This is a genomic window from Klebsiella sp. KE9456 (assembly GCF_043832615.1).
Classification (GTDB): domain Bacteria; phylum Pseudomonadota; class Gammaproteobacteria; order Enterobacterales; family Enterobacteriaceae; genus Klebsiella; species Klebsiella indica.
In genome coordinates this window covers 20,675-34,354 of record NZ_JBDYQK010000034.1, presented here as the reverse complement: position 1 = coordinate 34,354, position 13,680 = coordinate 20,675, and the positions used below count along the sequence as shown (strand labels likewise).

Below are 13,680 nucleotides of genomic sequence, written 5' to 3'. Positions count from 1 at the left end.
AAACGTCCCCCTGCCCGTTCACACGCTGTGGATATAACGAATATCCGCGTATTTATAGTGAACGGAACAGGCCACTAAGCCAAACCAGGTGAAAACGAAAAATGCCATTTTCGCCAGAACCACCGATAATGCGTTTGCCACAGGCAAATAAAACAAAAGACAACACCGATAATTTGCTTAAGTGAACGGCATTGAGGCCTTGCCGTCCTTTTTTTTCCCCGGTACATAACGATACGCTCCCGCTGCGGATTCACCGTATAGCTTTGCAGCGTCAACGATGGATCGGTGAGGGAGCATTTTCCGCTGGCAAACGCGGGCAGAGATAAAAGCAACAGCGGCAGGAGGGAGCAAAAGCGCACGACGTCAGGATTCCAGGCAAACCACGAGAGCCTGCAGTATACCGTTTATCGCCGCTAGGTCGCCCAGATCTCACACTGCTTTTGTACCAGACCGATTAATGAACCGCCGTTGGCGACAAACTCTCGCATTTGCTGTGGTTCACTGTGAGACTGCTTCGCCTGGCGCGCAATCGCTTCCAGCGCATTGCTGGCATTCAGTTGACGGGCGCTGAGCGCCAGTTTTTCCGTCAGTTGTAAAATCTCTTCGCGAAATGTTCGCTGCTCGCCGCTGTGAACATGGGTATTGATACCGTCCAGGCCATAGCGGCAGGCCTGATAACGATTGAACGGATAGAGTAAATAGTCATCGGGTTGATGTTTAAACGGACGTTCCGTCAGCAGCCAGCAGGCAATAATCTGAATAAACCCGGCAATATTCACCGCCTGATTTATCGTCAACGGCGTATCCATCACCCGGACTTCGACGGTACCAAACTGCGGGCTGGGGCGAATATCCCAGTGCAGGTCCTTCATGCTGTCGATCATGCCGCTATAGCTCAGACGGCGGAACAGCCCGCGAAAAGCCTGCCAGTTATTCACCCACGGCATCGGGCCGTTATCAGGATAAGCGGCAAAAAGGTTTAACCGCGAGCAGGCAAAACCGCTATCGGCACCGTCAAGCCAGGGAGAGGCCGCGCTTAACGCGATAAAATGCGGGACAAAGCGCGACAGACCATGCAGAAGATAAATCGCATCATCCCCGTTTTGACAACCGACATGCACGTGCTGGCCAAATATTGTCGCCTGTTGCGCCAGATAGCCAAAGTGCTCGACGGTTTGCTGGTAACGTGGGTTGTCGCTAATTTGCTGGCGTTGCCAGGTTTGAAACGGATGCGTTCCACCGCCGCATATTTGCAGATGATGGCGGGCGGCGGCGCGCAGAACCGCCTGTTGAATCGCGCTCAGTTGTACCGTGGCCTGATGGATATCGCGGCATATCCCCGTGGTTATCTCCAGCATGCTTTCGGTAATGTCATGCTTGGCTTCGCCCGCTTTCAGCGTGTTTTGCACATCATTAATCAGCGCGGAGGCGTTCTGGATCAGATCGTAGCCCGGCGGGGTGACGACCTGCAGCTCCAGTTCAATACCGAGGGTAAAAGGCTCGGAACGGCGAAAATCGGGTAAAGGCATAGCGACTCCCTCTTTGGCACAGTCCCTGAAGTATAGAAGGTATGAATTGATTACTGATAAGTTGCATGCAGGGTGACGTTGATTTATAAAATGACGCCGGACGATCATTTTTTTACCGTTGGAAATAGGTTAGTGCAATTGTGCAACAACATTCCCGCTGGTGGTGCAAGAAGATAGGTTTAATTTATTTTTCCATTTAAATCATGATGATAAAATAAGTTTATCTTATTTTATCGGCCGTTTTATCTCTATTTCCCACAAATCCAGAACTGGTATGCATCTTGCCTGTTAAATAGTGACTTATATTTAACAGGGACAATGTGATGCTGAATAAAAAATTACTTTCGCGTAAATGCCATCTCGCCGTTGCTGTTAGCGGGGCATTGGCGTTGTTTGCCTCTTTGTCGACCTATGCCTCAACGTTACGGATCGCCATGACCGCCGCCGACATCCCGCTGACCCTCGGGCAGCCTGACCAGGGCTTCGAGGGGAACCGTTTCACCGGTATTCCACTGTATGATGCGCTGGTTGAGTGGGATCTGTCGCAAGGTGAAAAGCCCAGTGGCCTGGTACCGGGACTGGCGACCGAATGGCACGTTGATCCGCAAAATCAAAGTCGCTGGATTTTCACGCTGCGCCAGGGGGTTAAGTTTCATGATGGCACTGAGGTTAATGCCGATGCCATCGTCTGGAACGTCGATAAGGTGCTGAATAAAAGCGCGCCGCAGTATGCTCCTGGCCAGATTGGCAATACGCTCTCGCGGATGCCGACCCTGAGCGGCGCGGAAAAGATTGATGACCACACCGTGGCGCTTACCACTTCCGAACCGGATGCGTTGCTGCCGTATAACATTACCAACCTGTTTATCGTCTCGCCGACGGCGTGGCAAAAACGGTATGACGCGGTACCGGCCAGCACTGGCGATACCGCCGCCCGGAGTAAGCAAGCATGGACTGAGTTCGCCGCCCATGCGGTGGGCAGCGGTCCGTTCAAAATGGAAAAACTGGTGCCTCGCCAGCAGTTGATCCTCGATAAAAACCCTGATTACTGGAACAAAGATCGCATTCCGCGTGTGGATAAAGTGGTGCTGATTCCTCTTCCTGAGGCTAACGCCCGCACCGCGGCGCTGCTTTCGAAGCAGGTGGACTGGATTGAAGCCCCGGCCCCGGACGCGGTCGATCAAATTAAAGCCCAGGGCTTCAAAATCTACGCAAATAGCCAGCCGCACCTCTGGCCGTGGCAGTTTTCCTTCGAAAAAGGTTCGCCGTGGCGGGATATTCGCGTGCGTAAAGCCGCCAACCTGTGTCTTAACCGCGCGGAACTTAAAAGCTATCTCGGTGGCTATATGACTGAGGCGACCGGCGTCTACGAGGCGAATAGCCCGTGGCATGGTAAACCCACTTTTCAGATCAAATATGACCCGGACACCGCTCGTAAGCTGATGACCGAGGCCGGGTTTAGCGCCAGTAAACCGCTGCATGTTACGGTCGCGACTTCAGCATCTGGCTCCGGGCAGATGCAGCCGCTGCCAATGAACGAGTACATCCAGCAGAGCCTGAAAAGCTGCTTCTTTAATGTCGATATCAAAGTCAATGAGTGGAACACGCTGTTTACCAACTGGCGTCTCGGGGCGAAAGATCCCTCGTCGAAAGGCATCGACGCGATCAACGTCAGCGCTGCAGTGAATGACCCTTATTTCGGCATGATCCGTTTCTCTACCGCCAAAGCCTTCCCGCCGGTAGCCACCAACTGGGGCTATTTCTCTACCCCGGAGACCGAAAAGCTGGCGACGGCGGTGAAACATGCCTTTACCCCGGAGGCCATGGATAAAGCCGCCGCCGAGTTGCATACCGCATTGGTCGATCAGGTGCCGTTCCTGTTTGTCGCCCACGATGTGGGGCCGCGGGCGATATCGCCCGCCGTCACCGGGGTGGTTCAGCCGCAAAGCTGGTTTATCGATTTGAGTCTGGTGAGCAAAAAAGAGTGATCGTAACGGGAGCAAGAGATGATCAATACGCTGCTATATCGCATCCTGCTGGCCGTCCCTACCATGCTCGGGGTCGCGGTGATCTGTTTTATGTTGGTGCAGATAGCACCAGGCGACCCGTTGGTGTCGGTGATGCCGCCGGACGCCTCGGAGGCGCTGCGTCAGACGTTAATGCAAGCCTACGGTTTTGATAAACCGTTGCCGCTGCAGTTTGTTCACTGGCTGTGGCGCGCGCTGCACGGCGATTTGGGTATGTCGGTCGCCACCGGACGCCCGGTTATCGACGAGGTGATGACAGCAGTTGTTTACTCTCTGCGCCTGGCGCTGCTGGCGACGGTTATCGGTTTTGTGCTGGGTAGTTTGTTTGGTTTTGTCGCCGGTTACTTTCGTAACAGCGCAATTGATCGTCTGGCATCGGTACTGTCGGTATTTGGCGTCAGCGTGCCGCACTACTGGCTGGGAATGTTGTTGGTCATCGTTTTTAGCGTCAAATTAGCGCTGCTACCCGCGACCGGCGGCGGGCCGATCGGCGAAGTGGGCTGGCAGTGGGACCGGGAGCATTTGCAATTTATGCTGCTGCCGGCCATTACGCTGTCGGTGATCCCTACCGGAATTATCGCCCGCACTGTCCGCTCACAGGTGGCGGACATTCTCAGTCAGGAATTTATTGTCGGACTGCGAGCCAGGGGGCTCAATGAGTCGCGGATCTTTCTGCATGTGGTGAAAAACGCTGCTCCGACCGCTCTGGCAGTGATGGGCCTGCAGGTTGGCTATCTGATGGGGGGCTCAATTCTGGTGGAGACGGTCTTCTCCTGGCCCGGTACGGGTCTGTTGTTGAATACCGCTATTTTCCAGCGCGATCTGCCGCTATTGCAGGGCACTATCTGGGTGCTGGCGCTGTTCTTTGTGCTGCTTAACCTGCTGGTGGATATTCTGCAAACCAGCCTCGATCCGCGAATTAAGAGGAACTGACGATGGTGGATACCGCAACGGGCAAAGAGATCCCCGTCTCTTCGACGGCGGTCGCCAGACAAGGTTACTGGCGCGGTGTGTTCGGTCGTTTGCTGCGTGACCCTGGTGGCGTCTTTGTTGGGGCGATCATTTGTATTCTGCTGGCGCTTGCACTATTTGGCCCCTGGCTGATCGTCAAGGATCCCTATCAGACGTCGATGTTTTTACGCCTTAAGCCGATTGGCACCGACGGCTTCCCGCTGGGATCCGATGAGCTTGGGCGCGATATGCTATCAAGGCTCATTCTCGGCACCCGCTTGTCATTATTTATGGGGATTGTTCCGGTGGTGTTCGCTTTTTTTATTGGCGGGGCGATCGGCATTATCGCCGGCTATGCGGGTGGAAAAACCAACACTATTATTATGCGTACCGTGGACGTCTTTTACGCTTTCCCTTCGGTTTTGCTGGCGATAGCGCTCTCCGGCGCGTTAGGTGCCGGGATCGGTAATGCGCTGCTCTCGCTGACGCTGGTGTTTGTCCCACAGGTGGCGCGTATTGCAGAAAGCGTCACCGCGCAGGTGCGGCATATGGATTATATCGATGCCGCCCGGGCCACTGGGGCCAGTGCGTTCACTATCATTCGCGTACAGGTGCTGGGCAATGTGCTGGGGCCCATTTTCGTCTTCTCCACCGGGCTGATTTCGGTGTGCATGATCCTCGCCTCCGGGCTTTCATTCCTCGGGCTCGGCGTTCGCCCGCCGGAGCCGGAGTGGGGGCTAATGCTTAATACCTTGCGCACGGCGATTTATACCCAGCCGTGGGTGGCGGCGCTGCCCGGCCTGATGATTTTTATTACCTCCATTTCGTTCAATATCCTCGCGGACCGCCTGCGCGCGGCAATGGCGATTAAGGAGTAAGCGATGCAACCCTTTATCAATATCGACCTTGGCGGACCGGCTCAACCGCTACTGAAAGTTAATAATCTACTGAAACACTTTCCCGTCAGCGGTAAAGCGCGAGAAGTGGTACAGGCGGTGGACGACGTCAGTTTTTCGGTGATCAAGGGCGAAACACTTGGCGTTGTGGGGGAGTCGGGCTGCGGTAAATCAACCACCGCACGACTGCTGATGCAGTTACTTAAACAGGATAGCGGTGAATTAATCTTTGATGGTCTGGAAGTCGGTTCATCGCGTCTGCCAATGAAAGAGTACCGCCGCCAGGTACAGATGGTTTTCCAGGATAGTTACGCCTCGCTGAACCCGCGCATGACCATGGAAGAGAGTATCGCGTTCGGTCAGCGGGTACACGGCGTCAGCGCCAGAGCAGCCAGTGAATATTCCCGCTATCTGCTGGCGCATGTTGGCCTGGAACCGGAGCGATTTGCCCACCGCTATCCGCATGCGCTCTCCGGCGGTCAGCGGCAGCGCGTCAATATCGCCCGCGCGCTGGCGATGAAGCCCCGACTGGTGATCCTGGATGAAGCCGTCTCGGCGCTGGATAAATCGGTTGAAGCGCAGGTGCTGCAGTTGCTACAGGAATTGAAACGCACACTGGAGTTGACCTATGTGTTTATCAGCCACGATTTGCACGTGGTGCGTTGGTTATCCGATCGTATTCTGGTGATGTATCTCGGTGAAGTCGTGGAGATTGGCCCTGCGGAGCGACTGTTTACCGCATCGGCACATCCTTATACCCGCGCGTTGCTAAGCTCGATGCCGTCGATGGATCCACATAACCGCACGCTGACTTCGCCGTTGAGCGGCGATCCGCCCAGCCCGATTTCCCCTCCTTCCGGTTGCCGGTTTCATACCCGCTGTCCGCACGCCAGAGCTGTCTGCTCCCAGATAAAACCAGTACTGGAAAACGTCGGCGAAGAGCATCAAAGCGCCTGTTTGATGTCGCAGCCGGCATCACCCTGGCATCAGAACATTACAGTACTGGAGGTGGGTCATGTCGCATGAAGCTTATGTCCATATTCGTGATCTGCGGGTTGCGTTTCGTCGCGATGGTCAGACGATCAACGCGGTTAACGGCGTTTCCTTTGATGTGCAAAAAGGTGAAGTGATGGCGTTGATCGGTGAGTCAGGGTCCGGGAAAAGCGTTACGCTGCGCGCTTTGATGCGCCTGCATCCGCCAAAAAGCAGCGTGCTTTCCGGTACGATGCGAGTGGGAGAAGAAGAGGTGCTGACCATGAGCGCCTCGCAACTGCGGCGCTACCGCGGCGCGCGCTGTGCGATGATTTTTCAGGAACCTCTGCTGGCCTTCGATCCGGTTTATACCATAGGCCAGCAGATTGTCGAAGGCCTGCGTCGCCACGAAGGTCTGTCGCGTCAGGCGGCGCGGGAGCGGGCGCTGGAGGCGTTGCGCCAGGTGCGTATTCCGAGTCCCGAGCGGCGACTGGATGCTTATCCGCACGAGATGTCCGGCGGTATGCGTCAGCGGGCGATGATTGCCCTGGCGCTCTCCTGCAATCCGCAACTACTGCTGGCGGATGAACCAACCACCGCCCTCGATGCCACGGTACAAATCCAGATCCTGATCCTGCTGCGCGAGCTGCAAAAGCAGCGCGATGTGTCGATTATCTTCGTGACTCACGATATCGGGGCAGCGGCGGAGATCGCTGACCGGGTGGCGGTGATGTACGCCGGACGCATTGTTGAAGAGGCGTCGATTGAGGATATTTTATACCGTCCTCGGCATCCCTATACCCAGGTGTTGTTAGGCAGTCGTCCGAAAGAGGGGCTGAAAAAGGGCGATGCGTTGTACTGTATCCCGGGGGCACCGCCTGACTTATCTCGTCTGCCGCCCGGCTGCGCGTTTGCCGAACGCTGTCCGCACGCACAACCCGCCTGCGCGCAAAATCAGCCAGCCACGGAACAGGTCGAGGCGCGTCATGTGGTGAGCTGCCACCGCTGGCGGGAGCTGAGTACATCCGTTGAAAACCGGGCGCTTTATGCCTGAAGCCAGGAGAAAACCACTATGCAGGATGATCTACGCGCCTTTATGCCGTATCCGGCTCACCCGGTGGTGCATGCGTTAAACGGCCCGCTGAGCGGCATGACCTTTGCGGTAAAAGATTTGTTCGATGTGGCGGGCTACCCGACCGGCGGTGGCAATCCGCATCTGCTGGCGCTGTCCGGGATAAAAAATCGCACCGCGCCGGTAGTGCAAACGTTATTAGATAACGGCGCGCGCTTTATTGGCAAAACCCATACCAGCGAGCTGGCGTACTCAATGAGCGGGCACAACGTACATTATGGCACGCCGCGCAACGGCGCTGCGCCGAATCATATTCCCGGCGGCTCGTCGTCCGGTTCGGCGTCGGCGGTATCGAACGAGGTGTGTGATTTCGCTCTTGGTACCGATACTGGTGGCTCGGTACGCACTCCCGCCAGCTACTGCGGATTGTTCGGCCTGCGCCCGACCCACGGTCGCCTTTCCCTTGAGGGGTGCCAGCCGCTGTGCGCCAGCATGGATACCTGCGGCTTCTTTGCGCGCTCACCGGAGGTCTTTTCTGCCGTTGCCGCGTGTTTATTCAATGATGCGCGGCCGGATATCGCAAAGGTGCGGCTGGCCAGCCATGATGGGCTGTTTTCCTGCCTGCCGCTGCGCAGTCAGCAGGCTCTGTTACCGGTCCGTCAACGGCTTGGGCGCGTTTTCGGCGCAATAACGCCGCTGAGTGCGCCGCTGCCGGATGGCGATGATATCTATCTCGCCTTCCGCCAGATTCAGGGTTACGAAGCGTGGCAGGCGCAGGGGGAAACCATCGAGCACTACGATCTGCAGTTGGGGCCGGATGTACGCGAGCGATTTTTTTGGGGCAAAGGGGTCACTCGCGCGCAGTTTGAAGCCGCCTGTCAGCAGCGCGAGCGTTTCACTGCCTGGTGGGACGTGCAACTGGGAGAGGCGGTACTGGTGATGCCGACCGTTCCCGACGGCGCGCCGCTGCTGACGGCGCAGGCGGAAGAGATTGAGGCCGTGCGCCGTCTTTCTCACGATTTGCTGTTAATTTCCGTGATGACCCGCCGTCCGCAAGTCACGCTGCCGGTCGCCCGGACGGGGGGACTGCCGCTGGGGATTTCATTTTTAGGGCCACGGGGCAGCGATCGTCTGCTGGTTGAGCTGGCCGCTGCGTTTATGCAGGGAGAGCGAAATGAGCCGTGATCGCCTTATTACTCCGCAGGTGACCCCACAGAGAGAAAACGATTAACTCGGCTGCGGCGGGCGTCTCTGATACCGCGAGGCCCCAGGCCCCGATAGCCCTGCCTTGCAGGGAGATGACCAGCGGAGCCCACAAGGGAGGCGCATAGGATTCCGCTGATAACATTGTGTTTGCACCCGACTCTTAACCCATCTGCGCCAGCTGGCCGCGCAGCACCTCCACGCCTTGTTCAATGGCGTCAGGGTTAATGGCATGAAAGCCCATCCGGAAGAAGTTATCCGGCGGCGCATCGCTGAGAAAATGCCGTGCGCCGGGCTCGATCAGTACCCCGGCATGGGCGGCGCGCCAGGTGAGTTGCTGGGTGTTGATTTGCGCCGGCGTGGCCAGCCAGAAGGCGTTGGCATGTTCGCTACCGGGAATGATCCGGCACTCAGGGAGATGGTGCTGCAGAGCGTTATTGAGGCGATCCCAGCGCTGGGCAGAGTCGTAATGGTAGCGCCGCAGATGCGTTTCATAGTGGCCCTGGGCAAGGAAATGGGCCATTTGATACTGAATATTGGTTGGCGGGTGGCGGTACGCCAGTCGCCGCAGCGCCCGAGCCTCATCGATCAGGTCCGGATCGGCAACCATAAAGCCCAACCGCAGACCCGGCGATAGCGCTTTTGACAGGCTGCTGACGTAGACCACTCTGCCGCTGCGATCGCTGGCTTTGAGGGCCGGAAGCGGATTAAGCATAAAGTTACTTTCTGAGTCGTAATCGTCCTCAATAATGACCGCATCATGGCGAACGGCATGTTCCAGCAACTGGTTGCGTCGCGCCTTGCTCATCGCTACCCCGGTGGGAACCTGGTGGCCGGGCGTCACATAGTAATAATCGCAGGGCGTGTCATTAAGGACGATCCCCTGTTCATCCACCGGATGCGGCACAATATCGGTATCGGCGAGCAGGAAGGTATTAATCGCTTCGCGAAAACAGGGATTTTCCACACCGACCCGTGTCGTCGATGACATCAGCAGGCGGGTCAGCAGATAGAGCGCGTTTTGCGAACCGAGGGTAATCAGAATCTCATCCGGTGCGGCGACGATGCCGCGCTTGGGCAGCACCCGGGTGCGGATTTGCTCAATCAGCATCGGGACATCCTGATCGATATGGTCCACTACCCACGCCGGATCGCGCACGCCGCCGTGCAGCCAGTTCGCCGCCGAGCGCCAGGTCGCCAGCGGAAACTGACGGGTATCCGGTTGGCCGTAGATAAACGGATAACGGTAGTTCATCCAGCCAGCCGGTTTAAGAATCGACTCCTGCTGGCTGGGCGTGATTTGCAACCGGGCGCCCCAGCATGGTGCAGAACATTCGCGCTGCGGTGCAGCCTCCACGGTGGCGGAAGGCGGATGCTGATAATGCGGATGCAGATAATAGCCGCTACGCGGGCGGCTGATCAGGTATCCCTCGTTCACCAGGCTTTCAAAAACCAGGGCGGTGGTGTTGCGCGATACCCGCAACTGGTTGGCCAACTGACGGCAGGAGGGGAGCGGCATATCGGCGGAAAAAATACCGCCCAGAATGGCGTTAATCAGCGTCTCGCGCACCTGCTCCTGCAAACCGCGGCGCGGGTCGAAATCAACATGTAACAGGTGGCGGATCATATTTAGCTCCTTACGCAAACGCACGATGTATAAACCGGAGCAAATTCCATACCACCCTGAGAATGACTGACACATCCACGCAACGGATCTGGCTCTATCCGGAAATTTAAAACGCTCCCTACAGTAAGAACCAGTCCCATCTGGCTATTTTATTTGCCATTTTGGCCCCGGACAGTGCCCGTATCCTCATGTACTGCATGTACATTCTGGGTGTATTACGCCGTCCGTGTCCAAACCGGCTGTAGCGATGGGCGGGTTTTGACAACGCATCCATCAGTCGCGGACCGGAGTTTCCGTCGGCACATATTTTGCAAACCTTTTCATGTTCTGGAATGAACACGTCTGGCGAATTAATTAGGGGTGGATTGATGAAAAAATCATTAGGTTCAATTTGTCTGGGCGCCATTATGGCGATGGCCTTTTCTTATCATGCGGTAGCCGCAGATCTCCCGGAAATCGAAAAATCCGGCACCCTGAAAGTCGCGACCGAAGATGATTACGCGCCTTTTAACTTTATGAATAACGGCCAGGCAGATGGCTTTAACAAAGATATGCTCGATGAATTACGCAAATACGCGAAATTCCATGTCGACCAGAGCATTCTGCCGTGGACCGGATTATTAGCGGCGGTCTCTACGGGCCAGTACGATATGGCTTTAACCGGGGCGGTAATTACCGATGATCGCCTGAAAGTCTTTAATTTTACGCCGCCGTGGGCGTCCGCCCAGCACTATTTTGTTAAACGCGCCGGCGATAATTCACTGAATACGATTGCCGAACTCAGCGGTAAAAAAGTGGGCGTTCAGGCGGGCAGCGCGCTGTTGGCTCGTCTGCCGGAACTGAAAGCGATGCTGGAGAAAACCGGTGGCAAGCTGGGACCAGTGGTGGAGTATCCCTCCTACCCTGAAGCCTATGCCGACCTCGCCAATAAACGCCTGGATTACGTGATTAACGTGGTTATCTCAGTCAACGATCTGGTGAAGAGCAAGCCGAAGGTGTTCGCCAAAGGTCTGGCGGTGTCCGGGCCGGGCTATATGGCATGGCCAATCCCCAAAAGCTCGCCGCAGCTGCTGGCTTATATGACCAAATTTATGAACCACATGAAGGAGACCGGCAAGCTTGCGGAACTACAGAGAAAGTGGTTTGGCGAAACCTATGACGATCTGCCGACGGAGCCGATCACCAGTCCGGAACAGTTCCATAAATTAGCGGGTCTGTAATGTGTTTCGCGGCGGGTAACCGCCGCCTGTTAAGCAGAAGGAGGGTTTCATGGATGCAATTTCCTGGCAGTTACTGATTGAAGGCGCATGGACGACCCTCTGGATTTCGGTCATCGCTATCGCTTTTGGGGTGGCGATCGGCCTGCTGATCGCACTGGTACGGATGTTACGCATACCGGTTATCGACCAACTGCTGGTGGTCTATATCAGCCTTGCCCGCGCCACGCCGCTAGTGACGCTGGTGCTGTTTTTGTTTCTCTCTTTGCCGACGATGGGAATTCATCTCGATAAAAACATCGCGGCGATTGTGGCGCTGACGCTGAATACTTCCGCGTTTAACGCGGAAATCTGGCGCAACGCCTTTCGCACCTTTCCCCGCGAACAGCGAGAAGCGGCGGAATCGGTGGGGATGCGTCGTTGGGCCTATTTCCGCTATATCATGTTGCCGCAAATGTGGATTGAAAGCCTGCCTGCACTGGTTAACGAAATGTCGTTCCTGATTAAAGGCAGTCCGGCGATTGCGGTGATTGGCGTCGTGGATCTGACCCGTGTGACCAACCGAATTTCCTCGGTCACCTATGAACCGCTTTCGCCGATTCTGGCGGCAGGGCTGCTGTATGTGGTGATTATTGGCCTGCTGCTAAAACTGCAGGGGATGGCGGAACGTAAAGCGAAACGCCTGGCGCGATAAAAACAGGAGGAGCTATGAATCAGTGGGCCGTTATCTGGTCGGTGCGCGACAGCTTTATTGCCGGTTTATTCGCCACCCTTGAATTATTTATTATTGCAGCGATTAGCGGATTAATTATCGGCATTGTGCTGTGTTATTTCACCGAATATCAAAAGAAAACCCTTAACAGGATCATTATTGGTTTTGTCAGTTTAATGCGGGCGATTCCATTTTTGATTCTGGCCTATTTGCTCTATTACGGTCTGCCGGAAGTCGGTATCAGTATGGAGCCCTGGACCGCCGGATTACTGGCTTTAATTATCTACCATGGCGCCTATTTTTTCGAAATATTACGCAGCCAGCGGCGGGTATTTTCCGGCGGCTACATTGAAGCGGCGGTCGCGCAGGGTTTTTCGCGATATAAAATATTCCGTCGCATTATTCTGCCTAATATTCTGTCTTCCGCGTTACCGCTAATGGGGAATCAACTGATTATTTGCCTGAAAGATACCGCTTTCCTGAGCATTATTACCGTTCAGGAGATCACCGCCGCGGCCAATAGCGTCCAGGCCACTTATTTTATCCCGTTTAACGCTTTTATCGTCGCGATTGGGCTCTATTGGGCGATCAGCATCCTGCTGGAACTGCTGATTAAACGCCTGAGCGCCTGGGGAGCCAGAAGAGGAATGAGTCATGCATGATACGACTGCTGTAAGCGTCAAAAACGTCTCTAAACAGTTCGATAACGTTGAGGTTCTTCGTGATATCAACCTGACGGTGGAAAAGGGAACCGTGGTGAGCATCCTTGGTTCGTCGGGGTCGGGTAAATCGACGCTATTGCGTTGTATGAACTGGCTGGAACAGCCGGATCGCGGCGAAATCCACATTAGCGGTCAACGCCTGGGTATTGATGAACAGAATGGCCGGGCGATGTCCCATCGTCAGCTGTCGAAAATCCGCGAGCGGGTAGGAATGGTGTTTCAGAGCTTTAACCTGTGGCCGCACCTGACGGTGCAGCAGAACGTCAGTGAGGCGCTGCTGCACGTGAAGGGGATGAAACGTGACGAAGCGAAAGCTATCGCCATGCAGCAACTGGAAAAAGTAGGGATGGCGCATAAAGCGGACGTGTATCCCATTACGCTCTCTGGCGGCCAGAAGCAGCGGGTGGCGATAGCCCGTTCGCTGGCGATGTCGCCGGAGGTGATCCTGTTTGATGAACCGACATCGGCGCTGGATCCCGAGCTGGTAAATGAGGTGCTGGGGGTAATGAAAGCGCTGGCCGCCGAAGGTTATACCATGGTAGTGGTGACCCATGAGATGGATTTCGCGCGCCAGGTGTCGGATGAGGTGGTGTTTCTCGAGAAGGGCTTGTTGATTGAGAAAGCGCCGCCGGAGAAGTTTTTCACCAACCCGGATTCCGAACGTGTCAGGCAGTTTTTGCAGAGTAGCCGGTAATAAGACGCCGGGCCCCATCCTCTGCGGCCGATCTCCCCGGTGGCGCTGCGCACCGGGG

At 55.8% G+C, this 13,680-nt stretch carries 12 protein-coding genes and 1 pseudogene; 10 read left to right on the top strand and 3 right to left on the bottom strand.

Annotation, left to right across the window (positions count from 1 at the left end; genetic code table 11):
* Positions 1-221: 221 nt before the first annotated feature.
* Together ABK821_RS23405 and ABK821_RS23400 are read right to left on the bottom strand one after the other, a co-directional pair.
* Positions 222-359, bottom strand: a pseudogene (locus ABK821_RS23405) (hypothetical protein); the annotation flags it as partial.
* 54 nt (positions 360-413) lie between these two features.
* Positions 414-1,529 carry a YbdK family carboxylate-amine ligase gene (locus ABK821_RS23400; RefSeq protein ID WP_395034181.1) on the bottom strand — a complete coding sequence of 372 codons (1,116 nt, stop codon included), beginning with the start codon at positions 1,527-1,529 and terminating at the stop codon, positions 414-416.
* Positions 1,530-1,852: 323 nt separating this feature from the next.
* Here ABK821_RS23400 and ABK821_RS23395 point away from each other — a divergent pair, with 323 nt between their 5' ends.
* Genes ABK821_RS23395 through ABK821_RS23370 form a run of 6 tightly spaced genes read left to right on the top strand, consistent with a single transcriptional unit; the run spans position 1,853 to position 8,632 of the window.
* Positions 1,853-3,517 (top strand): ABC transporter substrate-binding protein, encoded by a 1,665-nt coding sequence (locus ABK821_RS23395; protein WP_343178832.1) that lies wholly within the window; start codon positions 1,853-1,855, stop codon positions 3,515-3,517.
* Between the two features lie 18 nt (positions 3,518-3,535).
* On the top strand, positions 3,536-4,489 hold the full coding sequence (locus tag ABK821_RS23390) for an ABC transporter permease (RefSeq protein WP_395034180.1): 954 nt from the start codon (positions 3,536-3,538) through the stop codon (positions 4,487-4,489).
* Between the two features lie 2 nt (positions 4,490-4,491).
* Positions 4,492-5,385: an ABC transporter permease gene (locus ABK821_RS23385; protein ID WP_138359080.1), complete on the top strand. Its 894-nt coding sequence runs from the start codon at positions 4,492-4,494 to the stop codon at positions 5,383-5,385.
* A 3-nt stretch (positions 5,386-5,388) separates the two neighbouring features.
* Positions 5,389-6,429, top strand: a complete 1,041-nt coding sequence (locus tag ABK821_RS23380; RefSeq protein WP_138359078.1) for an ABC transporter ATP-binding protein — start codon at positions 5,389-5,391, stop codon at positions 6,427-6,429.
* The gene (locus ABK821_RS23375) at positions 6,419-7,429 is read left to right on the top strand and encodes an ABC transporter ATP-binding protein (protein ID WP_395034179.1); all 1,011 of its coding nucleotides are present in this window, start codon (positions 6,419-6,421) and stop codon (positions 7,427-7,429) included. Before ABK821_RS23380 ends, ABK821_RS23375 begins: the two co-directional genes overlap by 11 nt.
* A gap of 18 nt (positions 7,430-7,447) precedes the next feature.
* The gene (locus ABK821_RS23370; protein WP_142501701.1) at positions 7,448-8,632 is read left to right on the top strand and encodes an amidase; all 1,185 of its coding nucleotides are present in this window, start codon (positions 7,448-7,450) and stop codon (positions 8,630-8,632) included.
* 181 nt (positions 8,633-8,813) lie between these two features.
* Here the strand turns inward: ABK821_RS23370 and ABK821_RS23365 are convergent, their stop codons facing one another.
* Complete coding sequence (locus tag ABK821_RS23365; RefSeq protein WP_138359072.1) at positions 8,814-10,277, bottom strand: PLP-dependent aminotransferase family protein; 1,464 nt, start codon at positions 10,275-10,277, stop codon at positions 8,814-8,816.
* A 368-nt stretch (positions 10,278-10,645) separates the two neighbouring features.
* Here ABK821_RS23365 and ABK821_RS23360 point away from each other — a divergent pair, with 368 nt between their 5' ends.
* From ABK821_RS23360 to ABK821_RS23345, 4 genes are read left to right on the top strand one after another with little or no spacing between them, the layout of a single operon-like run.
* Complete coding sequence (locus ABK821_RS23360) at positions 10,646-11,497, top strand: transporter substrate-binding domain-containing protein (protein WP_395034178.1); 852 nt, start codon at positions 10,646-10,648, stop codon at positions 11,495-11,497.
* Between the two features lie 49 nt (positions 11,498-11,546).
* Positions 11,547-12,188 (top strand): amino acid ABC transporter permease, encoded by a 642-nt coding sequence (locus ABK821_RS23355; RefSeq protein ID WP_138359068.1) that lies wholly within the window; start codon positions 11,547-11,549, stop codon positions 12,186-12,188.
* A gap of 14 nt (positions 12,189-12,202) precedes the next feature.
* Positions 12,203-12,868, top strand: coding sequence for an amino acid ABC transporter permease (locus ABK821_RS23350; protein WP_138359066.1), 666 nt, complete (start codon positions 12,203-12,205; stop codon positions 12,866-12,868).
* Positions 12,861-13,622, top strand: coding sequence for an amino acid ABC transporter ATP-binding protein (locus ABK821_RS23345; protein WP_138359064.1), 762 nt, complete (start codon positions 12,861-12,863; stop codon positions 13,620-13,622). Before ABK821_RS23350 ends, ABK821_RS23345 begins: the two co-directional genes overlap by 8 nt.
* Positions 13,623-13,680: the final 58 nt, after the last annotated feature.